The following is a 26,838-nucleotide window of genomic DNA, read 5'->3' as shown; positions in this document are numbered from 1 at the left end:
TGGAAGAGGGATGAATATGAATAGAAAAACGACGAAAAAGACTGTGAATACCATATTGTCCTATCTTGTAATTGCGGTGATCGGACTGGTGCTGCTGTATCCGATTCTCTGGATGTTTTTTGCGGCATTCAAGACCAACGATGAAATATTTGGCTCCACGAAACTGCTGGCCACCCATTACAGCTTTCAGAATTTTATAGACGGTTGGAGAGGAAGCGGCACCATGACATACGCCGTCTATTTCTGGAATACATTCCGGCTGGTGATTCCGGTCACTCTGCTGACGCTGGTGTCCAGCACCCTTGTGGCCTACGGCTTTGCCAGATTCAATTTTCCATTCAAGAAGGCGCTGTTTTCCCTTCTGATTGCGACGCTGATGCTTCCCAATGCGGTCATTATTATTCCGCGTTACACGCTGTTTGCCAAATTTGGCTGTATTGATACGTATATCCCCTTTTACGCACTGGCGGCTCTGGCCTGCTATCCGTTTTTTATCTTCATGCTGGTGCAGTTTTTACGCGGAATCCCGCGGGATCTGGATGAGTCGGCCTACATAGACGGATGCGGCACATTCCGCACGCTGATGCAGATTATCCTGCCCCTCATGAAGCCGTCCCTGTTCTCTGCGGCATTATTCCAGTTCATGTGGACGTACAACGACTACTTCAATTCCCTGATTTTTATCAATTCAGGGAAGAAATATACAGTATCCCTGGCGCTCCGCTTATCCCTGGATTCCGAATCCGTGATCAACTGGGGCAAAATCATGGCCACCTCCTTCGTAGTCGTACTGCCCCTGATCCTCCTGTTCTTCATGGCACAGAAATACTTTGTCGAAGGCATTGCCACCAGCGGATTAAAGGGTTAAAACCGTCTAAATAAAAGGAGAGTAAACATACTATGAAGAAACCAGGATTTAACCCATATCTTCCATCATGGGAATACGTACCGGATGGCGAGCCGCACGTCTTTGGCGACCGCGTTTACGTCTACGGCTCCCATGACCATTTTAACGGATACGTCTACTGTCCCGGCGATTACGTCTGCTGGTCGGCCCCTGTCTGCGACCTGACGGACTGGACCTGTGAGGGAGTGATCTACAAACGGACTGACGACCCGGAAAACGGCGACGGTGAAATGTGTCTCTACGCCCCGGACGTCACACAAGGCCCGGACGGAAGGTACTATCTTTATTACGTACTGGACCGTCTCCCCATAGTCTCGGCGGCAGTCTGTGACACGCCTGCCGGAACCTATCGGTTTAACGGATACGTTCACTACCCGGACGGCACACTTCTGGGAAAACGCCCCGGTGACCAGCCTCAGTTTGATCCGGGAGTCCTGACAGAAGGAGAGACCACCTGGCTTTACACCGGATTCTGCAGGAAAAATGATCCGTCACGCATCGGTTCCATGGTATGTGCCTTGGAGCCTGACATGGTCACAGTCAAAGAGGGGCCGGACTTCCTGATCCCCGACGCCTTCCACAGCCAGGGGACCGGCTTTGAAGGCCATGAGTTCTTCGAGGCTTCCTCCATCAGAAAGCGGAACGGTCTTTATTACCTGATCTATTCCTCGATCCTGGGTCACGAACTCTGCTATGCTGTCAGCCGATTCCCCAACCGCGATTTCACATACGGCGGTGTAATCGTGAGCAACAACGATTCCTATATCAGTACCTATAAGCCTGCAGAACGTCCCATGTACTACGGCGGCAATAATCACGGAAGCATCGTAGAAATTCAGGACCAGTGGTACGTCTTTTACCACCGTCACACCAACGGAACCAATTTCTCCAGACAGGGCTGTATAGAACCGATCACATTCCGCGGCGACGGCTCCATACCGCAGGCTGAGATGACCTCCTGCGGCCCCAACCAGGGCCCTCTCCCGGGAAACGGTACGTACCCGGCATACATCGCCTGCAACCTATACTGCCGGGCTGAGTCCGCCTTCACCGCCCTCCCCGGTGACTGGATGGACTGCCGCTTCCCCAAAATCACCCAGGACGGATGCGGCGGTTCCGAAGCACAGGGCTACATAGCCAACCTGCGGGACGGCGCCGCCGCAGGCTTTAAATATTTTTCCTGCGACGCCGTAAAACAAATTTCCGTAACCACCCGCGGCATGGGAAACGGAGCCATTGAACTCTTAACATTCTGGGACGGAAATCCCCTCGGAGAAATCCCGGTAACCAGCTCCAACGAATGGAAAACCCACAAAGCCGATCTCCGAATCCCGGATGGAGTCCATGCGTTATACTTTCGGTACAGAGGAACAAAAAATATCAGTTTCCACTCGTTTACCCTCTCCGCAGACCCAGGAGTGTAACTTTCCATCACTCCCCCTTGACAAATTCTCCACCCTATCGTATACTGCGGATAGCACCAATTAAAAAATAAAAACAGGAAAGAAGGCTCTGTCGGAAGATGATGACAAAATAATGACGAAGAAAAGGCTGAGAAACACTGAGGTAACAGGCATGCTCCCCCGCGTAAGTGCGGAGACGGTGCCATGTATTCTATGCCATTTCGTCCGGTCATCAGGGAAAATTCCGTACAGACATGAGTTTGTGCAGGCTTTGTTCTGCGCGCGTTTCCTCATACGTATAGAATCTTTAATCCCTTCCGGACGATTGGCCGGGAGGGATTTTTATGTTACAGATAAAACAATTGACAATAACGCATAAAAAGGATTTCAGAGTCATATTAAAGGATTTCAGCTTTGTGCTGAACCCCGGGGATAAGGTAGTTTTGATCGGGGAAGAGGGAAATGGAAAGAGCACCCTGTTAAAATGGATTTACGATCCCGAACTGATCGAAGGCTATGCGGAGGCACAGGGCGAACGGATATGTACGGGAGAGCATCCGGGCTATCTGCCCCAGGAACTGCCAGCGGAGGAGAAAGAAAAGACAGTCTATGAATATTTTTGCGGGGAGGATGGCTTTGGGATGCAGACGCCCAGAGAGCTGACCCATCTGGCCGGACAGCTGAAGCTGCCCACGGATTTCTTCTACCGGGACCAGAAGATGAGCACGCTTTCCGGCGGTGAAAAGGTAAAAGCGCAGATGGCGCGGCTTCTCATGGCACAGCCCACCGTCCTGCTTCTGGATGAGCCGTCCAATGACATTGACATCGAGACGCTGGAATGGCTGGAAAAGCTGATTCTCGAAGCGGTACAGCCCGTGTTATTTATCTCCCACGATGAGACGCTGATTGAGCGGACCGCCAATGTGGTAATCCATATCGAACAGCTGAAGCGTAAAACGGAAAGCCGCTACAGCATAGCAAAAACCAGCTACCGCCAGTATGCGGCAAACCGTGCGGCGCAGCTGGCCAGTCAGGAACAGCAGGCGTTAAGTGAGCGCAGGGAAGAGAAGAAACGGCAGGAGAAATTCCGCAGAATCGAGCAGGCGGTGGATCACGATTTGAACAGCATAAGCCGTCAGAACCCACACGGCGGATACCTGCTGAAAAAGAAGATGAAAGCGGTGAAATCTCTGGAAAAGAGGTATGAACGGGAGGCTCTAGACAAAACGGAGATACCGGAGACTGAGGATGCGATCTTCTTTAAGCTGGGTGAAAAGGTAAAAATGCCCGCCGGAAAAACCGTTCTGGAATATACCCTGGACCGGCTCCTTACGCCATCCTCGGGAGAAGAGGAACCTCGTCTTCTGGCGGAACATGTATTTCTGCGGATAAAAGGCGGAGAGCGGGTCTGTATTACCGGAAAAAACGGCGCTGGCAAGACGACGCTGCTGAAACAGATGATGGAGGAGCTTTTAAGCCGGACCGATATCCGGGCCTGCTATATGCCGCAGAATTATGAGGACCTTCTGGAGCTGGACCGTACGCCTGTGGAATTTCTGTCCGTGACCGGTGACAAGGAAGAGACGACACGCATCCGGACGTATCTGGGCTCGATGAAATACACCGTCGATGAAATGAATCATCCGATGTCGGAGCTGTCCGGCGGCCAGAAGGCAAAGGTACTTCTTCTGAAAATGAGCCTGTCAGGGGCCGATGTCCTGATCCTGGATGAACCGACGCGCAATTTCTCCCCGCTGTCGGGGCCGGTAATTCGAAAGATACTGCGCCAGTATCAGGGAGCCATATTAAGCATTTCTCATGACAGGAAATATATCGAAGAGGTCTGTACTGCCGTTTATCAGCTGACGCCGGAGGGACTTGTGAAGACGGACGGAGAGGGCGTGTAAGCTTCCTTTATTTGGATCATCTCAGGAAAAGAGAGGTTCCTTGAACTGGAATTTCATGGTATACTGGGCTGGTAAAGACTGCCGCCCGAGCAGGCGGCCGAAGGGAGTTTATCATGAGCAGATTAAAACTTGGAATCCTGGGTAGTGGGTATCTGGGCGGAATTATTGCAGACGCGTGGAAAAACGGTTATTTGGACGAGTACGAGCTGGTGGGAATCGCGGGCCGCAGTGAGGAGAAGACGAAGTCTCTGGCGGAAAAAACAGGATGCAGGCCGTGCGCGGATGTGGACGAGCTTCTGGCGCTGAAACCGGATTACATAGCCGAGGCGGCCTCTGTTGCCGCGGTAAAAGGGATGGCCGTCAAGGCTCTTTGTGCAGGAACCAGCATCATTGTGCTGTCGATCGGTGCATTTGCGGACGCGGATTTCTATGAGGAAGTAAAGCGTACAGCCCTGGAGCATGGGACAAAGGTACATATTGCGTCCGGCGCGGTGGGCGGTTTTGATGTGCTTCGGACAGTTTCTCTGATGGGGGATGCGGTTTCCGGTATTGAGACGAGGAAGGGGCCGAAATCGCTGAAGAATACGCCTCTGTTTGAAGACCATTTGATGACAGACACAGAGGGCACAGAGGTATTCGCGGGCAATGCGAAGGAAGCGATCGCTCTTCTGCCGACCAAGGTCAATGTGGCAGTGGCGGCTTCTTTGGCTACAACAGGTCCGGAACACACGAAGGTAAATATTCACAGCCTCCCCGGATTTGTGGGTGATGACCATAAGATTACGGCGGAGATTAAAGGGGTAAAAGCGGTCGTGGATATCTACTCCGACACCAGTGCGATCGCGGGCTGGAGTGTCGTGGCCGTTCTTCGCAATCTGGTATCACCGATCGTATTTTAACGAAATAAGGAGGATGAGGATATGTTTAAGAAATTAGTGGCCATCGAGCCGGTAAGCCTGGTGGGAGAGGCGGAAAAAGAACTGCATCAGTATGCGGAGAATGTCATTATGTACGATGACGTGCCGGCGGATGATGATGAAATTATCAGGAGAATCGGAGATGCGGATGGCGTCTTGCTCAGCTATACATCAAAAATCAACAGCTATGTATTTGAACATTGTCCCGCTGTCCGTTATGTGGGCATGTGCTGCAGCCTATATTCCAAAGAGAGCGCCAACGTGGACATCGCCTGGGCGGAGGAGCACGGCGTTACCGTGAAAGGAATCCGGGACTATGGCGACAGAGGAGTCGTGGAATACGTGATCTGCGAGCTGGTGCGCTTTCTTCATGGCTATGACCGCCCTATGTGGAGGGAGATGCCGGTGGAGATCACGGGACTCAAGGTCGGCATGGTGGGAATGGGCGTGTCCGGTGGAATGATCGCCGAGGCCATGAAATTTATGGGCGCCGAGGTTTCCTATTACAGCAGGAGCAGAAAGCCGGCTTACGACGCAGAGGGCATGGTATACCGTCCGCTTACCGAGCTGCTGGAGCAGTCCGAGGTGGTATTTGCCTGCTTAAATAAGAACGTGATTCTCATGCACGAGGAGGAATTCAAAGCGCTGGGCGATGGAAAGATCCTGTTCAACACATCCATCGGGCCTGCCTTTGAAGCGGAAGATTTAAAGAACTGGCTGGATAGTGGAGATAACTACTTTGCCTGTGATACGGCCGGAGCCATCGGCGATCCGACGGGAGCGCTTTTAAACCATCCGAGAGTATTCTGCGTCAACTATTCCGCAGGCAGGACGAAACAGGCATTCGGCCTTCTGAGTGAAAAGGTGCTGGATAATATCAAAGAGTATATGGTGGACGGAACAAGACCTGTAAGCTGTGGCAGTGACGGGCAGTGAACGGTAGCTGATTGGCAGGATTGTGATATAAAAGGGCGGAAATGAAATAGTTATTTATGGGAATTTAAACTATAATGATAATTACAGAAACAAAGCGGAGATGGATAGACTTCCATTTCGTCAGGACGAAGGACTGTTTTTGCAAATACTTCATTATTAAAAGGGGCGGATACTTTGGTATTTGCCTCTAAACCCCGTTTTGGTATTTTGAGTTAAAGTAAAGGCAGGCATTCCGCCTGTCTTTTTTATGCGCTTTTTATGTATAATTTTTCTGATAAAAACTGAGAATGGAAGTAATTGCCGGAAAACTGATTAGAGCGTCGATTCCCCCGGGGATAAAATCCCCGAAAAGTATTGTAGAAAAATGCGCATTAAGGTATAATGAACCCAATACGCTAAGGAATGAATTCCCGCTTTGGGCGGGGATTGTGAACTTTGAACGCGGTAAGATAGTAAGAAATAACGAACGAATTATTATACAGGAGGACCATAACCCATGACCAGGAGTAAACTGCGTGAGCACTGCTTTAAGATGCTTTTCTGTGCCGATTTTTATCCGGCAGAAGAAAAAGAGGAGCAGATAGAACGGTATTTTGACGAGCCGAAGGAAGATGAGACGACTCCGGAAGGGGTAGATGAGATTATTCATGATGTAGAGATGAGTCCGGAAGATGAAAGCTATTTAAAAGCCAAGACGGAAGCCGTTATGCGGAAGATTCCGGAGCTGGATGAGAAGATCGATGCTGTGGCCGAAGGATGGAAGACGAAGAGAATGGGCAAGGCGGAGCTGACGATTCTGCGCCTTGCGTTATATGAGATTTTATACGACGAAGAGGTACCGGAAAAGGTAGCGATCAATGAGGCGGTAGAACTGGCGAAACGGTTCGGCGGGAATGAATCCCCGGCGTTTATCAACGGAGTTCTGGCGAAAATGGTGTAATGGCCTATGGCGAGTGTATATTCCGTTTCACAGGTCAATGCTTATATTAAGAATATGTTTGCCCAGGATTTTGCATTGAACCGCATATCCATTAAGGGCGAGGTGTCCAACTGTAAGTATCATACGTCCGGCCATATTTATTTTACCCTGAAGGACAGGGGCGCGGCGATTGCGTGTGTGATGTTTGCCGGTCAGCGGAAAGGGCTTACGTTTAAGCTGGAGGAAGGCCAGAAGGTGATTGCAAAGGGCAGCGTCGAGGTCTATGAGCGGGATGGCCGTTACCAGCTTTACGCTCAGGAGATTACAAAGGAGGGCGTCGGAGATTTATTCGAACGGTTCCAGAAGCTGAGGGACGAGCTTGAGGAGATGGGGATGTTTTCTCCGGAGTACAAGCAGCCCATCCCGCGCTACGCCAGGACGGTCGGGATCATAACAGCCCCGACAGGCGCGGCGATCCGGGACATTATGAACATTTCCGCACGAAGGAATCCGTATGTTCAGCTCTATCTCTATCCGGCCCTTGTTCAGGGCGAGAACGCAAAATTCAGCATTGTAAAGGGAATCGAGACGCTGGACCGCCTGGGACTGGATGTGATCATCGTGGGAAGAGGCGGCGGCTCCATCGAGGATTTGTGGGCGTTTAATGAGGAAATCGTGGCGCGCGCCATCTTTGCCTGTAAGACGCCTGTGATCTCGGCGGTGGGACATGAGACCGATGTGACGATCGCAGATTATGTGGCGGATATGAGAGCGCCGACACCGTCCGCGGCGGCGGAACTGGCGGTGTTCGATTACAGCCAGTTCGAAGGCCAGGTGGAATTATACCGGGACGCCCTGGGGAAATCCGTGGCCAGAAAATTAGAACGTTACCGCTATCAGACGGAGCAGTTCAGGCTCCGTTTTCAACTTTTTGATCCACGCCGTCAGGTGAGGGAAAACAGGCAGCGGGCGGCCGATCTGGAAGAGAAGCTGAAAAACAGGATGGCTTCCCAGATTGTGACAGACAGGAACCGTGCCGTGGAAGCGGAAAGCCGTTTAAGGCAGCTCATCGAAAAGCAGGCGGTAAGGGACAGGCATCGCCTGGAGCTTATGAGCAGCAGGCTGGATGGACTGTCTCCTCTCAAGAAGATCGGCGGCGGCTACGGCTTTTTGACCAATGATAAGAACCGACGGATCGAGTCGGTGGAACAGGTGAAAAAAGGAGATCTTATTCAGATGAGAATCCGCGATGGACGGATCGATGCTGTGGTTTCCGGCACTGCGGCTGCGGAGCTTGGGACCAGATGACAGAAGACAGCGGACAGTAAGGAGGCAGATGCGAATGGCTGCAAAGAAAGAGAAAAGTGTTGAGGAGACCTTTCAGGAGCTGGAGGAGATTATTCGTAAGCTGGAAAGCGGCGAAAGCTCTCTGGAGGAATCTTTTAAATATTATGAGGCAGGAATGAAGCTTGTGAAATCCTGCAATGAAAAGATAGACAAAGTAGAGAAACAGATTATTGTCCTGGAGGAAGATGGTGAAAGTCATGAACTTTAATGAGATGCTGGAGACCAGAACGAGGGAAGTGGAAGCGGTGGTGGAGCGTTATCTGCCGGCTGCGGACGGATATCAGAAGACCGTTCTCGATGCCATGAATTACAGTGTGCGCGCCGGCGGCAAGAGACTGCGCCCCATGCTGATGGAGGAGACATACCGGTTGTTTGGCGGCAGCCAGGAGGTGGTCGAACCATTTATGGCGGCCATTGAGATGATCCATACCTCATCCCTGATTCATGACGACCTTCCCTGTATGGATAACGACGAACTCAGGAGAGGGCTTCCGACCACATGGGTGAAGTACGGATACGACATGGCGGTTCTTGCCGGCGACAGCCTGCTCATTTACGCGGTGGAGACCGCGGCAAAGGCATTTGCCATGACGGAGGATCCGGCGGTCGTGGGCCGCTGCATCGGAATTTTGGCGCAGAAAACAGGAATCTATGGAATGATAGGTGGGCAGACTGTGGATGTGGAGCTGACCAATAAACCCATTCCCCATGAAAAGCTGGACTTCATCTACCATTTGAAGACAGGGGCTCTCTTAGAGGCATCCATGATGATCGGCGCGCTGCTTGGCGGCGCTGACGAGGAGGAGACCCGGCTGGTGGAACAGATGGCCGCGGCCATCGGCGTTGCATTTCAGATTCAGGATGATATCCTGGATGTGACCAGCAGTATGGAAGTGCTGGGAAAGCCGGTACTCAGCGATGAAAAGAACAATAAAACCACTTATGTGACCCTGGAGGGGCTCGAGAAGGCAAAAAAGGACGTGGCCCGGATTTCCGACGACGCTGTCCGAATCCTTCATGAGCTGCCAGGGGAAAACGAATTCCTGGAGGCATTGATCCACATGCTGGTGAGCCGGGAAAAGTAAAAGGATCTGGTTAAATTATGATACTGGAATTAATCAATGGCCCGGAGGATATCAAGAAACTGACGGGGAAAGAACTGGATATACTGAGACAGGAGATACGGGACTTTCTGATCGGTAAGATCAGCAGGACCGGAGGGCACTTAGCTTCCAATCTGGGAGTCGTGGAGCTGACCATGGCTATTTATCTCGTGTTTGATCTGCCGAAGGATAAGATCATCTGGGATGTGGGACACCAGTCGTACACCCATAAGATCTTAAGCGGCAGAAAGGGTGAGTTTGACGATTTGCGGCAGTACGGCGGGATGAGCGGCTTCCCGAAACGGAAGGAGAGCCCCTGCGACGCCTTTGATACAGGTCACAGTTCTACTTCTATTTCGGCAGGACTCGGTCTTGCACAGGCCAGGGATGTTTCCGGACAGGACCATTTCGTCGTGTCTGTGATCGGCGACGGTGCATTAACCGGCGGTATGGCCTACGAGGCGCTGAATAACGCTGCCCGCATGAAGAAGAATTTCATCATTATATTAAATGACAACAACATGTCCATTTCCGAGAATGTCGGGGGAATGTCCCGGTATTTAAACGGAATCCGGACTGGAGACGGATACCTGGATCTGAAGAAATATGTGACAAATGTCCTTTCCAGAATCCCGGTAATCGGAGATGAACTGATTGACAAGATCAGCCGTACGAAAAACGGCATCAAGCAGCTCCTGATTCCGGGAATGCTGTTTGAAAACATGGGAATCACGTATCTGGGACCGGTGGACGGCCATGATGTCAAGGCTCTGGCCAGAGCGCTCAAAGAGGCGAAGAAGCTGGACCACGCGGTTCTCGTCCATGTTATCACAAAAAAGGGAAAAGGCTATGAGCCTGCGGAAAAGAATCCGTCCAGATTCCATGGTGTGGAACCATTTGACGTGCTCACAGGGGAATCAAAAAAAGAGAAAAAGAATCCCAGCTATACGGACGTATTTTCCAAGACGATTTGTCATCTGGCGGAAAAGGATCCAAAGATCACAGCGGTGACGGCAGCGATGCCGGACGGAACCGGACTCAAGCGCTTCAGCCGTCTTTATCCGGACAGGTTCTTCGATGTAGGAATCGCGGAGGAGCACGCGGTGACTTCCGCGGCTGGGATGGCCGCCGGCGGTTTGAAGCCGGTGGTGGCGGTCTACTCATCCTTTTTACAGAGAGGCTTCGATCAGATTCTGCATGATGTCTGTATCCAGAATCTGCCGGTGGTATTTGCCGTGGACCGCGCCGGACTGGTCGGCAGCGACGGCGAGACCCATCAGGGAATCTTTGATTTATCCTTCTTATCGGCAATCCCGAACATGAGCATCTTCGCCCCAAAGAATTTATGGGAGCTGAAGGCGGGACTGGAATTTGCCGTGTCCTTCGGTGGGCCGTTTGCCATTCGCTATCCGAGGGGAGAGGCCTACAGAGGCTTGAAGGAATTTAACGCGCCTGTCGAATACGGCAGGGGCGAGATGCTGTACGAGGAAAAGGACATTGCTCTTCTGGCCGTGGGCAGCATGGTGAGTACGGGAGAGCATGTCCGGGAGAAGCTAAAGTCAGAGGGCTGGAGCTGTACGCTGGCCAACGGCCGATTTGTCAAGCCGTTTGATGAGGAGCTGGCGGACCGCCTTGCGAAAAACCACTGGCTGATCGTCACCATGGAGGAGAATGTCCTTCAGGGTGGCTACGGCCTCATGGTCACCCGGTATATCCACGAGCACTATCCGCACGTGAAGGTGATGAATATTGCCATTCCTGACGGCTATGTGGAGCACGGCAATGTTTCGCTTCTGAGAAAAGGTCTGGGCATCGACAGTGACTCCGTGATCTGGAGGATGAAGAAGGAATATCTCGATACCGAGCGTCAGAATATGGAATGGAAGACTATCAATACAGAGGAAAAGAAGGCATGAAAGAACGATTAGATGTGCTTTTAGTGAAACGAAATTTAGCGGAATCCAGGGAGAAGGCGAAGGCTGTGATCATGTCCGGCATCGTCTATGTGGAAGGCCAGAAGGAAGATAAGGCCGGAACCACCTTCGATGAGTCCGCGAATATTGAAGTGCGGGGCCATACTTTAAAATATGTGAGCCGCGGAGGCCTGAAGCTGGAGAAGGCCATGAGCCATTTCGGCGTCATGCTGGAGGGAAAGACCTGTATGGACGTAGGCTCTTCCACCGGTGGATTTACCGACTGCATGCTTCAGAACGGGGCTGTAAGGGTCTATGCCGTGGATGTCGGACACGGCCAGCTGGCCTGGAAGCTTCGGAACGACGAGCGGGTAGTCTGCATGGAAAAGACGAATATCCGCTACGTGACGTCGGACGAGATCCCGGAAAAGATCGATTTCTCATCCATCGACGTGTCCTTTATCTCCCTGACGAAGGTGCTGGAGCCTGTGAAGAAGCTTTTGAAGGAAGACGGCGAGATCGTCTGCCTCATTAAGCCGCAGTTTGAGGCAGGCCGTGAGAAGGTTGGGAAAAAAGGGGTGGTACGTGAGAAGAGCGTACATCTGGAAGTGATTGAGATGGTGATCGCCTATGCGGTTTCCATTGGCTTTGAGGTGCTTCATTTAGAATACTCTCCGATCAAGGGGCCGGAGGGCAATATTGAATATCTCCTTTATTTGAAGAACCATCCGGAAGGAGAGCATTTTCCCGACGTGCCGGTGGCACCGAAGGAAATTGTGGAAGCCGCGCATCAGGAACTGAGCGAGGGAAAATAAGGAGAGGTTATGAAAGAGTTCTTTATCATCATGAATCCCGAGAAACAGGGAGCGAAGGAGACGGCGCAGGTGATCCGCGATTATCTGACCAGTCATGGCGCTTCCTGTCTGATCGGGAAGGGGGACGGCAGACGGGGCGGGGATTACCATTATACGGACGCTTCCATGGTGCCGCCGGAGACGGAATGCATCATCACGCTCGGCGGGGACGGAACCCTGATTCAGGCGGCCAGGGACTTAGCGGGCAGAAATATTCCCATGCTGGGAATCAACCGCGGCACCCTGGGTTACTTAACGCAGATTTCCAGGACTGAGGAGATCGATACGGCTCTGGATGCCCTTCTGGCAGACGAGTATCATCTGGAAGAACGAATGATGCTAAACGGGCGGGCCTACAGCAGTACAGGCCGTCTGTATGAGGATATCGCGCTGAACGAGATCGTTATCACGAGAAACGAACGGTTGAAGATGCTTCATTTTCGGGTTTATGTCAACCATGAATTCTTAAATGAGTACCGAGCGGATGGGCTGATCGCAGCCACCCCCACGGGATCTACCGCGTACAATCTGTCTGCCGGGGGACCGATCATAGTTCCGGATTCCACTCTGATGGTCTTAACGCCCATCTGTTCCCACGCATTAAATGCCAGGAGCATCGTCATGTCCGCTGACGCGCGGATACGGATTGAAATACTTGGCGACCCGGGAACGAGCCAGGCTGCCGTCTACGACGGGGACACGGCCGCGGAGCTGCATTCCGGGGATTACATCGAGATACACCGGTCGGAGACGAAGACCGTTCTTATAAAATTAAAGGATGTATCATTTCTTGACAACCTGCGCAATAAAATGGCTGGCATATAGGAGGGCACATTATGAAACTGGAAAGACACAGCAAAATTGTGGAACTCATCGGGAAATATGAGATTGAGACCCAGGAGGAACTGGCGGAATACTTAAACCAGGCCGGATTTGCCGTGACTCAGGCGACGGTATCGAGAGATATCAGGGAGCTGAAGCTGACAAAGGTTCAGTCGGAGTCCGGAAAGCAGCGGTACGTGGTGCTTCAGAACCAGACCTCCTTTTCTGACAAGTACATCAGAATTCTGCGTGACGGGTACATGTCCATGGACATGGCGCAGAACATTCTCGTCATCAAGACTGTTTCGGGCATGGCCATGGCCGTGGCGGCTGCCCTGGACGCTCTTCATTTTAGTGAAATTGTAGGCTGTATTGCCGGGGATGATACGATCATGTGCGCAGTGCGCAGCGCGGACGATACCATTCTGGTGATGGACAAACTGAAAAAACTCATCGCAGGATAAAGGAGGCGTGCCATGCTTTCAGAATTACATGTGAAGAACCTGGCCCTGATCGAAAAGGCGGATATCGAATTCGGGGAGGGGCTTAACATTTTAACGGGTGAGACGGGGGCTGGAAAGTCGATTATCATCGGCTCGGTCACCATGGCGCTGGGCGGTAAGGTGCCGAAGGACATTATCCGCAGGGGTACGGAGTACGCCTATGTGGAACTCTTATTTACCGTAACGGAGCCGGACAAAGTGCGCGTGTTGAAGGAGATGGACGTCTGCCCGGATGAGGGCGGAACTGTGATCATTTCCCGGAAAATCATGCCCGCGCGCAGCCTCTGCAAGATCAACGATGAAACGGTGACTGTCGGAAAGCTTAAGACGATTACCGGTCTTCTAATCGATATTCATGGTCAGCATGAACATCAGTCTCTGCTGTACAAGCACAAGCATCTGGAAATTCTGGATAAATACCACGAGCGAAAATCACATGAACTAAAACAGAATATTGCCGGCCTGTACCGGTCCTATACCGGGCTTAAGGATCGGGTGGCTTCGTTTCACATGGATGAGGAATCCCGCCTGCGGGAGATGGATTTTCTTCGGTTCGAGATTGATGAGATCGAGGGGGCGAACGTAAAAGACGGGGAGGAAGAGGAGCTGACAGCCCGCTACCGCCTGTTTACCAACGCCAGAAGGATTGCAGAGAGTCTGTCGGCCGCCTATGAGGCAGTGAACACCGATACGCTGGATTACGCCTTAAAAGAGGTGGAGCATGTGGCCTCCTTCGATGAGAAGCTGGGGGCGATCCGGGATCAGCTGTTTGACGCCGACGCGATTTTAAGCGATATCAGCCACGAGATTTCATCGTATATGGAGGACATGTCCTTCGATGAGGAGGAGTACCGGGAGCTGGAGGAGCGGCTGGATGTGATCCACAATCTGGAGGCCAAGTACGGGAAGACGGCGGAGCAGATTCAGGAGAATTTAGAGAATAAGAGGAAGCGTCTGGAAGAACTGGAGGATTACGATGCCTTAAAGCAGAGGACGGAGCAGGAGCTGGAAGAGACGGAGAGCAGGCTGGAGATGCTCTGCGGGCAGCTGTCCGAGATGAGAAAGGCTGCGGCGAAGGAACTGACGGCGAAGATCAAAGCCGGGCTCGCGGACTTGAATTTCATCGATGTGGAGTTTTCCATGGAATTCACCCGTTTAAGCCACTTCACCGCCGGCGGATTTGACGAAGCGGAGTTCATGATCTCCACGAACCCGGGAGAGTGTGTAAAGCCTCTGGGCATGGTGGCCTCCGGCGGCGAGCTGTCGAGAATCATGCTGGCTATCAAGACCGTGCTTGCGGACACAGACGATATTCCCACTCTGATCTTCGATGAGATTGACACGGGAATCAGCGGCAGAACGGCGCAGATGGTGTCGGAGAAGCTCTCCTATATCGCAAAGAACCATCAGGTTATCTGCATCACCCACTTACCGCAGATCGCGGCCATGGCCGATGCGCATTACGAGATCGCGAAGACAGCCTCGGATGGGCGGACCACCACCACGATCCGGCCGCTGGCGGAGGAGGAGATGGTGGAAGAACTGGCAAGGCTGCTGGGAGGTGCGAAGATTACCGAAGCAGTGAGAGAGAACGCCAGGGAGATGAAGAGGCTGGCGGGGGAGAGGAAGTAGAGAAGATAATTGTATTTTTCACATATAAAGAATCACCGGATTTTTTAAGTCTGGTGATTCTTTTTTTATCTTAACCGTGATATCCGAGCTGATAGGAAATATCCTGGACAGTCTCCAGGATCGTCCGGAAACAGGAATTGATGAAATCATCCGTCATGCGGCCAAGTGGTCCTGTGACACTTAGGGCGGCGATAATCTTTCCGCTGTAGTCCCGCAATGGGAAGGCAATGCAGCGGGCGCCGAGTTCACACTCTTCATTGTCATAGCCGTAACCCCTTTTCCGGATTAGCTGTAGTTCATTAAGGAGCATCTCCTTAGTAACCAGGGTATTGCTGGTGTATCGGGTAAGACCTTTCAGCCGTATCATCTCATCGATCTTGGATTCCGGGAATTCTGAGAGGATTACCTTGCCGACGCCGGTGCAGTGCATGGGGGCCTGACTGCCGATACGCTGGGTGGTCCGCAGCATCTGGCCGGGACCGTCTGCGACGTGAACATAGACTACGGTATAGTCCTGTTCCACCGCCAGACAGACACATTCACCAAGATTAGTAGACAGCTGTTTCATCGGACCGGATGCGATTTCCACAATGCCGGTCCGGTTGCTGATATGGCTGGCAAGACCGCATAACTTATAAGTCATCTGGTATTTTAATGTTTCACGGTCCTTGTAGACGTAGCCGTTGCGTTCCAATGAATTTAAAAAACGCAGAGTTGTGCTGGTGTTGTAATTTAACTGGTTTGAGATATCAATAAGTCTCATGGGCTCTTTGCTGCAGGAAAGCAGTTCTATAATGGCTAATACCTTGTCAGTCGATTGATTGTCCTTTGCAAAGCGGTTTGAATGTTCTGTTTCTTCCATGATCCGCCTCCGTTTCTGTTCTTGAAGATTAGTATACCATAAACACGAAAATCGTGGAAGACCTCGTTCCTTGTTTCTGTGTCCATTTGTATCGGATTCGTAAAAGATCCTGCCTGGTGCTCATAGTATACCATACTTTATGAAATAATAAGTATATCATATCGACTGATCCATAGAGTTGTCAATAAGTATTAGAACAAAATTTCAATTAATGAAATTAAATTTTGAATAATAACACAAAAATATAAAAATATCTTGACTTATTTTGGAAAATAATATATAATTTTGATTAACAAAAGACTGGTTCAATTATTAAAAATAAACAACCGGAAGGAGGGTACAGAAACTACGTTGCACTGGGGAAGCAATAAAAATTGACAGGTACATGAAGGAGGAGAACATGAAAAAGAAGATTTTAGCTCTTTTAGCAGGAACAGTAATGGTTACGGGGATACTTGCCGGATGTGGGAATTCCGGAAAAACAGAGGTGCAGAATAACAGCACTGAGACAGGGAAAGCAGAGAGTACTACAGTTGCTCAGACTGAAGAAAAGAAAGAATCAGTGGAGATGGATACCATTACCGTATGGTCTGATAATGCTCATGAGCAGGAAGTGAGAGAAAAACAGATTGCGGATTTTAACAACGGGGAAGGAAAAGAACTGGGGATTCAGATCGATTACAAGGTTTATGGAGACAAGTACTCCGACACGATCAAGATTGCTGCCCAGGCAGGAGAGGCTCCTGACTTATTCCGCTCAGATTCAAAATGGATGCAGGATTTTGTAGACAACGGTTTTCTGGTTCCGATCGAGGAGCTTCCGGGAAGTGAAACGCTTCTGGACCAGTATAAGGATCTGGTGGCAAACCAGTCCCATGTATTTAACGGCAAGACATATACTCTGCCCTATAACCTGACTACATATGGATTTGTAATTAACAAGGATTTATTTGCAAAGGCCGGTCTCACGGAAGCAGATTACCCGACAACCTGGGATGAAGTGAGGGAGGTAGCTGCAAAAATTACAGAGGCTTCGGAAGGCAAAGCGTATGGCCTGGGACTCTCCAGCACGCTCTGGACGATCAGTTCCTTCTATACCATGCCGTCAGGACAGAATGTAGGCCACTATGGGTATGACTGGAATGCAAAGAGGTTCGATTATTCTGCGTATAATCCAATGATTAAGGCGATTGATCAGATGGTAGCGGATGGAAGCGTATTCCCTGGATTTGAGACATTGGACGGCGATGGTGTCAGAGCACAGTTTGCAGCAGGTAATATTGGTATGATCGGTGCGGCCAGTTTTGACTGTGCAGTTTACACGACTCAGTTCCCGGCTGTATGTGACTGGGAGGTCATCGATGTACCAAAGTTCAGCGAAGATCAGGTAACGTACAAACGTTTTGGAAATCCTACAAACCTTTTATGCGTAGGAACAAAAGCCAAAGAGCATCCGGAAAAGGTGCTGAAGGTGCTGGAGTTCTTCTATTCCGATAAGAACGCAGCCGAGATGTATGAGAATGGCTTATATATTCCGGTAAGATCACAGGCGACCCAGATGGCGACAAAGAAACCAGACTTAAAGGGCTGGGAGGCCTTTGCTGATTTTGATGAGATTTTTGCGATGCCGCCGGTTCCGGATACCTTAATTACAGTGGAGGGTACCACCTACAGAGAGGCCATTGCCAATATCTGGGCCAACGCGGAACTCGATGATGTGGATTCAATCATGGCGGATATCGATCAGCGTTATAATGATGCTCTGCAAAAGGCAGATCAGTCGGTTGTGGCACTTTACGCACTGAAGGAAGGGGTAACACCGGAGAGAAGTAAATAGTAAATAATGATTGTGAGAACAGGAGCCGTATTCTTAAAACCGCAGAAAATTTAAGAATGCGGCTCTTGTAAATACAGGAGATGGGGGATTAAAATGCAGGTAATCAGAAAAGAACAGACTCTGGAGGTCTGGAAACATGTGGATATCGTAGTGGCTGGAGGCGGTCCCGCAGGGGTAGGGGCAGCCGTGTCAGCTGCCCGACAGGGAAAAACGGTGCTTCTGCTCGAAAAACGGGCATACCTTGGAGGGAATATTACAGCGTGTTACGTGGAGAACTGTAACTACTTTCTGAAGGGGACGGGTTTCGAATCGGAAGGTATTTACGCGGAAATCGAAAACAAGTGTTATGAAAAATATGGTAACGATAATCTGAGGGAACGTAATAAGACGTGCTTCAGCAGTGAGTACCTGAAGGTGTTTTTAGATGAATTCGTGCAGGAAGCAGGGGTGGAAATCCTGTTTCATTCCTTTGTGAATGAAGTGATTATGGATAACAAACGGATTTCTGCAGTTCTGATACAGACAAAGAAAGGTCCGATGGCAGTAACCGCCGATGTCTATATTGATACCACCGGTGACGGTGATGTGGCTTTTGCGGCGGGGATTCCATACGAGCAGGGACGAAAGGAAGACGGGCTCTGCCAGCCAGGGACAGTTTCTTTAAGGCTTTCGGGAGCTGACACAAATGCGCTGCTGCAGGACGGAGACAGGCTCTCTGAAATTGGCAGGATTTTTAAGGAGGATTACCGGGCTGGCAGGACGGGGCTTCCCTGTAAGCGTCAGGATCTGCCGTTTGGAAGACTGACCGGAGGCGGAGTGATCTCTTATGTCAATTATTCCTGCAGTTATGGCCTGGACCCTACGGACCCCAGAGATTTGACAAAGGGAGAACTGGAATGCAGACAGTATGTTATGGATATCTACCGCTATTTAAAAGAGCATTTTGAGGAATTGAGAGGAATCGAGGTTGCCTCCATATCGCCGGAAATTGGTTTCCGAGACAGCAGAAGAATTTTGGGAAAGTATTATCTTACAATTGAGGATATGGAGAGCCAGCGCCATTTTGACGATGTGATAGCAGTATTTCCACGATTTTATGACATGCTTGCACCGGATGCCTATATGGACGGTGACGGCAAGGTGGAGGGAAAAGGCTATAAAGGCCATATCTACGAACCTGTCGTGGAACAGAGAACATTTGAGATTCCATATGGCAGCCTTCTGCCTGTATCTGTTGCCAATCTGTTGACAGCGGGGCGATGTATCAGCGCAGATCATGTGGCTGAGAGCGGCGTGCGCGCGATTTCACTCTGTATGATGACGGGAGAGGCAGCAGGAATGGCAGCAGCACTTGCAGTCAGAGACCAGGTGACTCCGGCGGAGATCTCTGTGAAGGAACTGCAGAACATATTAAAACAGCAGAACAGACTGCTGCCGGTTTAAGACAGGGGTGATAAAATGGGAAAAGAGAGAAAAGGGAAGGTGTCCGGAAAGAGACGCAGGCTGAAGGGAGATTCTATTCAGGCAATTGCCATGCTGGCGCCGATGATGCTGGGATTTGTAATATTTACGTATGTGCCGATTGTATACATACTGCGCTATTCCTTCTATCAGTCAAATGGTTTTCGGGAAACCTGGATCGGTCTCGATAATTTTGTCAGGGTATTTACAAGAGATCCCGCGTTTTGGCAGTCCATCGTGAATGTCTTTATTCTGTCCTTCGGTAAACTGGCTGTTGAGATCCCGCTGGCTCTTCTGCTGGCAGTACTGTTAAACAAAGGGCTGAAGGCTACAGGGCTGTTCCGTGTTGCCCTATTCCTTCCGGCTATTATCAGTACGGCTATAACCGGCCTCATCTTTTCACTGATGTTTGCCTCCTTTAATGGTATCATTAACGGCATGCTTCAGAGTGTTGGATGGATTCAAAAGCCGATCAGCTGGTTTAGCAATAAAGGTACTGCCATGCTGGTGCTGGGAATGGCCTCCGTCTGGAATAATTTCGGAATCAACATGATTTTCTTCCTGATGGCACTCCAGAGTGTCCCGGTAGAATTGTATGAATGTGCAGACATAGACGGAATCACTCCGTTTAAAAAGTTTTTCTACATCACACTTCCCATGATAGGACCGACCTTTCAGGCTGTGCTCTTAATGGCAATTGTGGGAAGCTTAAAGATGAGTGAGCTGATCCTCGCATCTACTAATGGCCAGCCGGCAGGCAAGACCGAGGTGGTTATGACGTATGTGTTCAAATATTTCTTTGGATATGACGGCAGAACCGTGGAGGTGGGGTACGCTTCGGCGATGGCGCTTGTCACTGGTGTGATTCTGGCTGGTATTTCCGCTGTATACATGAAGTGCAGCAATAAAATCGGCCACAGCATTGATTAGGGGACTGGAAAGGGGTGTATTTATGAGCGAAGGCAAACGAAAAAAATTAATCTCATCCGCATTGATTTATCTGGTCCTGACGGTAATTCTGATCATTGCTATTTTTCCTGTTCTCTATACGATTTTGGGATCCTTTAAAGGGAATATGGAACTTCTGACCGAAGGCAACCGTTTGTTTCCAAGAAAATTTGTTCTTGATAACTATATCCAGGCGTGGAATCTGGCGGATTTCGAGAAATATACTGTGAATTCGGTGTTTATGTCGGGAACCATCGTTATCGGTACGATTGTAACCAGCACAATTGCAGGATATGTATTTGAACGGGGAGATTTCCCTGGAAAGAATCTTTTATTTGGACTTGTTATTTCATCCATGTTTGTGTCACTGGGAAGTTTAACCCTTTATCCAACTTTTGTGATTGCCAAGTTTTTCGGCATTAACAAGTCTTTATGGGGGGTTATCATAATCCGGGTGTTTGGGTTAAATGTAACGAATCTCTTCATTACCAGATCGTATATCCGGTCTATCTCGAGAGAAATCGATGAGTCGGCAAAGGTGGACGGCTGTTCCTTCTTTGGCATATACCGCAGAATTATCTTCCCCCTGCTGAAACCGCTGATCGCTACCATAGCGATTCTGGAGTTCCGTCATTCTTGGAATGATTATCTGATGCCCATGGTGTTTACTCTGTCGAATCCGGACCGCATGCCGCTGATTGTGGGAATCATGAACTTAAAGGGCTCGGGGGAAGCTGCGTCGTCCTGGAATTTGATGCTGGCGGGATCATCGATTGCATTGATTCCCATGATTATTGTGTATCTGATATTTAACCGTTATTTTATCGAGGGACTGACAGCCGGTTCTGTGAAAGGATAAGGAGAGGAAAAAGATATGACGAAAAAAGAATTGATTACAGAAATAAGAAAATACAGATGTTCCGATTTATCTGATGCGATGGATGCGCTGGGGCTGGTCGATAAGGGAACAATGGCAGAAACCATGCGGCCGATTCGTCCAGGTATTGAATTCAAGGGGTATGCTCATACAGTGAAGCTTCTTCCGAGACAGAGTGCAGTGACCCGCTGCACGAGCGTGGATGAATGGAGGCAAGTTCTGGCGGAGGGATGTGACAATATCTATAATTTCGTGGATACCGTGACAGAAGAGAATGCCGCCGACATGGTCATCTGCATCGATATGGCCGGCGTGCGAGGGGGTGTATGGGGATCAGAGATTGCTATGACCATGATGGAAAAAGGCATTGAGGGTGCAGTGATCGACGGAGGCTGCCGGGACTCATATGAGGCAAATCTGGAAAATGCACCGGTGTTCTGCACAAAGAGAACCTTTACTCATGCTTATGGCAGAGTGGAACGCGGCGCTATCGGCGTACCTGTGGAATGTGCCGGCGTTACCGTGAAACCGGGAGACATTATCTGTGCGGATGACGATGGTGTGTTGGTAATTCCTATCGAATATGCTGAGGAAGTGATACAGTATGCACATGTCCAGCTGGAAGATGATATCGCAGTCAGAAGCCAGCATTATGAAAATTTGGGATACGAGCCGGATGCTACACTGGAGCGGTTAAAGGAGTAAGATGTTTCAAATATACGGCAGTATGGCGGAGGAACAGCCTGTACAGTTCGCCGCCGGAAAAGTAAGAGAATGGCTGAAGGATTCAAGCGGCTGCGGAGATCTGTCTGTTTTTCTGGAGGAAGACAGAGGCTGCCCCGAGGAGGGGTATCATCTGAGACGGGAAAAAGGTTGTTTTCGAATAGTGGCTTCAGACCGGGCCGGCATGATGTACGGTCTGTTGGATCTGGGGCGGGAGCTGGTTCACGGAACTGGCTGTGTGGAGAGTATCAAAGACAGGAATGTGGTACCATACATACGAAAAAGGGGGATCAAGTTCAACATCCCCCTGGATGCCAGAACACCCAGCTATTCTGATGCATCGGATTCTGCCTTTGAAACGGTCACTGATGTGTGGGACTTAGAATTCTGGCAGGATTATTTAGACGCTATGGCAGAGTACCATTACAACGTTCTTTCACTCTGGTCTCTGTCCCCTTTTCCTTCCATGGTGAGAATACCGGAATACCCGCTTACTGCACTGGAAGATGTGATGCGGTCCGTGATTATCCCTCAGCCTGAGATGAGCGGCTGGAAGATGTATACGGAGGATATGAAGAAAGGCCTGTATCCGGTAAAGAAGATGTCCATGGATGAAAAGATGGAATTCTGGAGACAGGTTATGTCCTGTGCTGCAGACCGATGTATTGAAGTGTATCTGTTTACCTGGAATTTGTTTGTCTATGGTACGGAAGAGAGTCCGTATCCGCTGACTCCTGATCAGCATAACCCTGTGACAAAAGACTATGTGTATTATGCCGTGCGCGCCATGCTGGAAACGTATCCCCTGTTGGCTGGAATCGGCGTGACAGCAGGAGAGTATATGGCCGGAGACGGCACAGATATTGCATTTATCCGGGATACCTACGGAAGGGCGGTGGAAGACTGCCTGAAGTCCCATCCAGGCAGGAAACTACGGTTTATTCATCGGATGCAGTATGCAGCATTCCATGAGATAGAAGAGAAGTTTCGTGATTTTCCGGGGACGTTTGAGATTAGTTTTAAGTACTCGCAGGCACATATGCATTCCTCTGTAAAACCACATTTTTTTTCGGATTTTATAAAGGAGCATGATACGCAGACCGGATTCTGGTTTACACTTCGTGACGATGATTATTACATGTTCCGCTGGGGAGATTCAGACTTTGCAAGAGACTACTTAAGAAATATGCCGGTTTCGAGGATGACAGGATTTTATCTCGGCGCAGACGGATTTACCTGGGGGCGCGATTATATGGATCGGATGGATCAGACTCATCCCCTCTATATCAGAAAGATGTGGTACAAAATGTGGCTGTGGGGCCAGCTTTCTTATGATATCAGCCGTGAGGAGGAGTTCTTTACGGGGGAACTGGAGTGTATGTATGGCATGGATGGAAAGCGGTTGAGTAACGTATGGAAAAAAGCATCACGGATTATCAGTACATTTCAACAGGTTCACTGGCACGACTACGATTTTCAGTGGTATCCGGAGATGTGCTGCAGCCTTGAGCATCCACCGGTAAGAAAACTGGAATTTGCGGATATCAATGAATTTATGGCATGTGACAGCATGCCGGAAGGTGGCTGCATCTCTGTTAAGGAATTTGCAAAGTGTCAGGTGGAAGGGCAGGCAGTCAATGCGGTTACGCCTCTTCAAATCGCACAGACCATTAAACAATATTCAGAATTTGTCTTAAAAGAAGTTGCATTATTGGAAAAAGGTTGTAAGATGGGATGCGGGCTTCATCGTCTTCTTATGGATATGAGGGCACTGGCGTATCTGGGAACCTATTATTCTGACAAATTGAAGGCTGCTGTTCATTTATGTATCTGGCGCATCAATCCGGAACGGTATCAGGACAAAACAAAGGCAGTCACTCTTTTAAAGGACTGTGCCGGACACTGGAAAATGTATTCGTCATTTGTAAAGCAGTATTATAGACCGCAGCGGTTTACCAGGCTTTGCAGCTATGTGGATCCGGAATACTTTGACCGGTGGGCTGAGCTGGATATTCAGCTGGCTGAAAATCAGTGAGGGACGGGAGGGAAGATTATGCCGTGGTGGAAGGAAGAACCGTGGAGGATGATTCAGACGAATCTTCGGGAAATCGACATGCAGGATCTGTCCGCAGAACGGTTTGTGGCGGATTTAAAAGATTTTCACGCGACGGTTGTTCTGCTTAATGCAGCGGGAATCAGCGCTGGATACGATACCAAACTGCCGTATCACAGCAAAAATCCGTACTTAACAGGGGACAGTCTGGAAAGGATAGTGGATCTCTGCCATGAAAATGGAATACGGGTGATTGCCAGAGCTGACTTTTCAAAGGTAAAAAAGAATGTGTATGAGATGCATCCGGAATGGGCATTTCGAACGGAACATGGCGATGTTATGGAACAGAATGGTTTTATCCAGACGTGTCTCTGCGGAGATTACCAGCAGAAATTCGCTTTTGAAATCCTGGAAGAACTTTTTGGACGGATCCCATTTGACGGACTGTACTGCAATATGGGCGGCTTTCAGACAAGAGACTATGAATTCCGGGATTATGGATTCTGTCACTGCCGAAGCTGCCGGGAAGCGTTTAGGAGTTTTTCGGGAAAAGAACTACCGGTACAAAGAGATTCTTCGGATCCTGTCTGGAGTGAGTATGAAAATTTTCAGAAATACATGCTTACTGATTACCGGAAAAGGATGACCTCTTTTCTGAAGGATATCAGTGGAGAGATTTGTTTTGACGACGTGGATTATGCCAGGATTGAAGCGGCTACAGAGGTAAGCACACGCCTGCCCCACTGGATATACCATGCTTCCAGCAACTGCCGGGCAATCATTGGTGACGGCACATCCGGAATTATCTGTTCCAATACTTCTGTCAGCTATCCTGGTTATGGTCTGCGCCACGCGTCGGTGAGTCCTGCTCTGCATGCCATGCGTCTGTGGCAGAATATGGCTAACTTAGGAGCTCTGGACTATTATTTAATTGGAAGACTTGATACAGCGACGGATAGAAGTGCATTTAAAACAGTAAAACGTATTTTTTCATTTCGCGAGAAACATGACGCGGTATACCGGAATCTTCATTCAACAGCCAGTGTTCTGCTGCGGAGAAAGGACCGGTGGGTGGCTACGGAGGAAGAAAAGGGCTGGATTCGGGTTTTGACGGAAGCTCATATTCCATTTGGGGAGATTTTGCCTGATGCATTGAGACAGGCGGATTTGAACAGATACCGGGCGCTTATTCTCGCTGATGAAGGGAAGCTGGAGCAGCAGGAAGGGGATCTGATCGATAAATATGTCCTGCAGGGTGGAATTGTAATCGCATCGGGACTGAACCGGATCAGAGAGTATCCCGCCGGGAGCGGGGAACCAGAATTTTTAAAAAGCTCCGGAATTCTGAAATTAGAGAGAGAAGACCGGCAGGCCATGTCTGCGCAGCTGTTTCTGGAAAAAGAAGAAAAACAGGCTTTTCCTTCTCATCAGGACATCGATGCGGTTCCAGTGGGAGATACCTACTTTTTCCTGGAGCATAATAAAGCGGCGAAGACTTTTCTGAAATTCATACCCCGTCAGCCTTTTGGTCCGCCGGAATGCTGCTGCACCCAGGAGGTATGGGACTATCCCGGACTGATTGATTATAGGTATGGTTCCGGGAGACATTTAACGCTTCCCTGGCTTCCTGGAAGCTTTTACAGTAAAACAGGGCATTCTAATACGGTTGGATTTATGAGAGATATTCTTACAAAACACTGCGGCCTGCTCAGTGTGGCTGCAGATTTAACACCGATGGCAGAGGTCACCGTATCAGCGGATGACAGCGGTCATATTCTGATCCAGCTCGTTAATAACAGTGGGGCCTTTGGGCTTACATTTTTCGCCCCACTGCCTGTGGAGCATGTAAGTCTGCAGGTTCCAACTGAAAAAATGCCTGTAAGTGTTATAAGTCTTATGGGAGGCCATGTGACATGGCGGCAGGAAAATGGGATTCTGTTTCTGCTGCTGGACCGTCTGGCAGAGTATGATGCCTTGAGAATAGAGTTTGAAGATGGAGGAAGCGCCGTATGAAAGACAGTATACATAAGTATTTCAGGATAGGAACCATATTATGGATGAGTTATCCGCCTGTTCAGTATGGTTTTACAGAACCGTTAAAGAAGATTTTGGGCGATGACTATTTTGATGCTATAGAAGTGAAGTCGGTCGGGGATGAGGCTCAGAGAACAGAGGCAAAGGCACTTCTTGCCCAGTCCCACATGGCCGTCTGCTTCGGTGCGCAGCCAGGACTCTTAAGCCATGGATTAAATCCCAACTCGCTTGTAGAAGAAGAGCGGAAGGAAGCGGAAGCTTTTCTCTGCGCTTCCATCGATGAGGCAGAATACCTTGGAGCGAAGGGGATTGCATTTCTGTCCGGTGCATGGAAAGAGGAGACCAGGGAACAGGCCTTTGAACAGCTAAAAAAAACCACATTGGCGGTATGCAGGTACGGTGCGTCAAAAAATATGGCTGTAAATCTGGAAGTATTTGATTACGATATGGATAAAAAAGCACTTATTGGGCCAGCACCTTATGCAGCAAGATTTGCCTCAGAGATCAGATGCTTTTGCAGTAACTTTGGCCTTTTGGTGGATCTGTCCCATTTTCCGACCACATATGAGACAAGCCGGTTTGTGATTCAGACTCTTAGGCCGTATATCACTCATCTTCATATTGGAAATGCGGTGGTGAAGGAAGGCTGTGACGGATATGGCGACAAGCATCCGAGATTTGGATATCCAGGCAGTGCCAACGACACTCCTGAACTGCTTGATTTCTTTCAGGTATTGAGAGAAGAGGGCTTTTTTAGAAAGGCCGATCCAATGGTATTATCCTTAGAGGTGACGCCGCGGCCTGGAGAAGACGGGGATTTGATACTGGCTAATACAAAGCGGGTGATTAACCGTGCATGGGCGTTGCTGGAGGATTAGAA

At 49.7% G+C, this 26,838-nt stretch carries 23 protein-coding genes; 22 read left to right on the top strand and 1 reads right to left on the bottom strand.

From position 1 onward, the window contains the following. Nucleotides 1-16 precede the first annotated feature (16 nt). The 14 genes from H8S75_RS14735 (at nt 17) to recN (ending at nt 15,163) form a co-directional block, all read left to right on the top strand. Nucleotides 17-868 (top strand): carbohydrate ABC transporter permease, encoded by an 852-nt coding sequence (locus H8S75_RS14735; protein WP_187022284.1) that lies wholly within the window; start codon nt 17-19, stop codon nt 866-868. A 32-nt stretch (nt 869-900) separates the two neighbouring features. After that, entirely contained in the window at nt 901-2,331 is a 1,431-nt protein-coding gene (locus H8S75_RS14730) for a family 43 glycosylhydrolase (protein ID WP_187022283.1), read from the top strand. Between the two features lie 323 nt (nt 2,332-2,654). Next, the gene (locus tag H8S75_RS14725) at nt 2,655-4,217 is read left to right on the top strand and encodes an ATP-binding cassette domain-containing protein (protein ID WP_187022282.1); all 1,563 of its coding nucleotides are present in this window, start codon (nt 2,655-2,657) and stop codon (nt 4,215-4,217) included. Between the two features lie 113 nt (nt 4,218-4,330). Then, the gene (locus H8S75_RS14720) at nt 4,331-5,116 is read left to right on the top strand and encodes an aspartate dehydrogenase domain-containing protein (protein WP_187022281.1); all 786 of its coding nucleotides are present in this window, start codon (nt 4,331-4,333) and stop codon (nt 5,114-5,116) included. A gap of 21 nt (nt 5,117-5,137) precedes the next feature. Next, nucleotides 5,138-6,070, top strand: coding sequence for an NAD(P)-dependent oxidoreductase (locus tag H8S75_RS14715; protein ID WP_187022280.1), 933 nt, complete (start codon nt 5,138-5,140; stop codon nt 6,068-6,070). Nucleotides 6,071-6,566: 496 nt separating this feature from the next. After that, complete coding sequence (nusB, locus tag H8S75_RS14710; RefSeq protein ID WP_187022279.1) at nt 6,567-7,010, top strand: transcription antitermination factor NusB; 444 nt, start codon at nt 6,567-6,569, stop codon at nt 7,008-7,010. Nucleotides 7,011-7,016: 6 nt separating this feature from the next. Beyond that, nucleotides 7,017-8,297 carry an exodeoxyribonuclease VII large subunit gene (gene xseA / locus H8S75_RS14705; protein WP_187022278.1) on the top strand — a complete coding sequence of 427 codons (1,281 nt, stop codon included), beginning with the start codon at nt 7,017-7,019 and terminating at the stop codon, nt 8,295-8,297. A gap of 34 nt (nt 8,298-8,331) precedes the next feature. Next, complete coding sequence (gene xseB / locus H8S75_RS14700; RefSeq protein ID WP_002601005.1) at nt 8,332-8,544, top strand: exodeoxyribonuclease VII small subunit; 213 nt, start codon at nt 8,332-8,334, stop codon at nt 8,542-8,544. Further along, nucleotides 8,534-9,421, top strand: a complete 888-nt coding sequence (locus tag H8S75_RS14695) for a polyprenyl synthetase family protein (protein ID WP_029465539.1) — start codon at nt 8,534-8,536, stop codon at nt 9,419-9,421. The genes xseB and H8S75_RS14695 overlap by 11 nt, the downstream gene beginning before the upstream one ends. A 17-nt stretch (nt 9,422-9,438) precedes the next feature. Next, complete coding sequence (gene dxs, locus H8S75_RS14690; RefSeq protein WP_187022277.1) at nt 9,439-11,355, top strand: 1-deoxy-D-xylulose-5-phosphate synthase; 1,917 nt, start codon at nt 9,439-9,441, stop codon at nt 11,353-11,355. Then, nucleotides 11,352-12,167, top strand: coding sequence for a TlyA family RNA methyltransferase (locus H8S75_RS14685; RefSeq protein WP_187022276.1), 816 nt, complete (start codon nt 11,352-11,354; stop codon nt 12,165-12,167). Before dxs ends, H8S75_RS14685 begins: the two co-directional genes overlap by 4 nt. Before the next feature lie 9 nt (nt 12,168-12,176). Then, nucleotides 12,177-13,031 (top strand): NAD(+)/NADH kinase, encoded by an 855-nt coding sequence (locus H8S75_RS14680; protein ID WP_110321435.1) that lies wholly within the window; start codon nt 12,177-12,179, stop codon nt 13,029-13,031. 11 nt (nt 13,032-13,042) lie between these two features. Next, nucleotides 13,043-13,492: an arginine repressor gene (gene argR / locus H8S75_RS14675; RefSeq protein WP_055656502.1), complete on the top strand. Its 450-nt coding sequence runs from the start codon at nt 13,043-13,045 to the stop codon at nt 13,490-13,492. A 12-nt stretch (nt 13,493-13,504) separates the two neighbouring features. Then, a complete protein-coding gene (gene recN, locus H8S75_RS14670) occupies nt 13,505-15,163 on the top strand; it encodes a DNA repair protein RecN (RefSeq protein WP_187022275.1) in 1,659 nt (552 codons plus the stop codon). A gap of 70 nt (nt 15,164-15,233) precedes the next feature. Here the strand turns inward: recN and H8S75_RS14665 are convergent, their stop codons facing one another. Continuing rightward, nucleotides 15,234-16,025, bottom strand: coding sequence for an IclR family transcriptional regulator (locus tag H8S75_RS14665; protein WP_187022274.1), 792 nt, complete (start codon nt 16,023-16,025; stop codon nt 15,234-15,236). Between the two features lie 400 nt (nt 16,026-16,425). Here H8S75_RS14665 and H8S75_RS14660 point away from each other — a divergent pair, with 400 nt between their 5' ends. From H8S75_RS14660 to H8S75_RS14625, 8 genes are all read left to right on the top strand, one after another. Beyond that, nucleotides 16,426-17,862: an ABC transporter substrate-binding protein gene (locus H8S75_RS14660; protein ID WP_187022273.1), complete on the top strand. Its 1,437-nt coding sequence runs from the start codon at nt 16,426-16,428 to the stop codon at nt 17,860-17,862. 93 nt (nt 17,863-17,955) lie between these two features. Beyond that, entirely contained in the window at nt 17,956-19,305 is a 1,350-nt protein-coding gene (locus H8S75_RS14655; RefSeq protein ID WP_207729145.1) for an FAD-dependent oxidoreductase, read from the top strand. Between the two features lie 15 nt (nt 19,306-19,320). Next, complete coding sequence (locus tag H8S75_RS14650; RefSeq protein ID WP_187022272.1) at nt 19,321-20,253, top strand: carbohydrate ABC transporter permease; 933 nt, start codon at nt 19,321-19,323, stop codon at nt 20,251-20,253. Between the two features lie 22 nt (nt 20,254-20,275). Beyond that, complete coding sequence (locus H8S75_RS14645; RefSeq protein WP_187022271.1) at nt 20,276-21,130, top strand: carbohydrate ABC transporter permease; 855 nt, start codon at nt 20,276-20,278, stop codon at nt 21,128-21,130. Nucleotides 21,131-21,145: 15 nt separating this feature from the next. Further along, the gene (locus H8S75_RS14640) at nt 21,146-21,853 is read left to right on the top strand and encodes an RraA family protein (RefSeq protein ID WP_187022270.1); all 708 of its coding nucleotides are present in this window, start codon (nt 21,146-21,148) and stop codon (nt 21,851-21,853) included. A 1-nt stretch (nt 21,854) separates the two neighbouring features. Then, nucleotides 21,855-23,906: a hypothetical protein gene (locus H8S75_RS14635; protein ID WP_187022269.1), complete on the top strand. Its 2,052-nt coding sequence runs from the start codon at nt 21,855-21,857 to the stop codon at nt 23,904-23,906. An 18-nt stretch (nt 23,907-23,924) separates the two neighbouring features. Continuing rightward, nucleotides 23,925-25,937 carry an alpha-amylase family protein gene (locus H8S75_RS14630; protein ID WP_187022268.1) on the top strand — a complete coding sequence of 671 codons (2,013 nt, stop codon included), beginning with the start codon at nt 23,925-23,927 and terminating at the stop codon, nt 25,935-25,937. Continuing rightward, nucleotides 25,934-26,836: a sugar phosphate isomerase/epimerase family protein gene (locus H8S75_RS14625; protein ID WP_187022267.1), complete on the top strand. Its 903-nt coding sequence runs from the start codon at nt 25,934-25,936 to the stop codon at nt 26,834-26,836. The genes H8S75_RS14630 and H8S75_RS14625 overlap by 4 nt, the downstream gene beginning before the upstream one ends. Nucleotides 26,837-26,838 lie beyond the last annotated feature (2 nt).

The sequence above is a fragment of the Hungatella hominis genome (assembly GCF_014288005.1).
In the GTDB taxonomy this organism is placed as follows: Bacteria; Bacillota; Clostridia; order Lachnospirales; family Lachnospiraceae; genus Hungatella; species Hungatella effluvii.
This window is presented reverse-complemented; position numbering and strand designations above follow the sequence as displayed.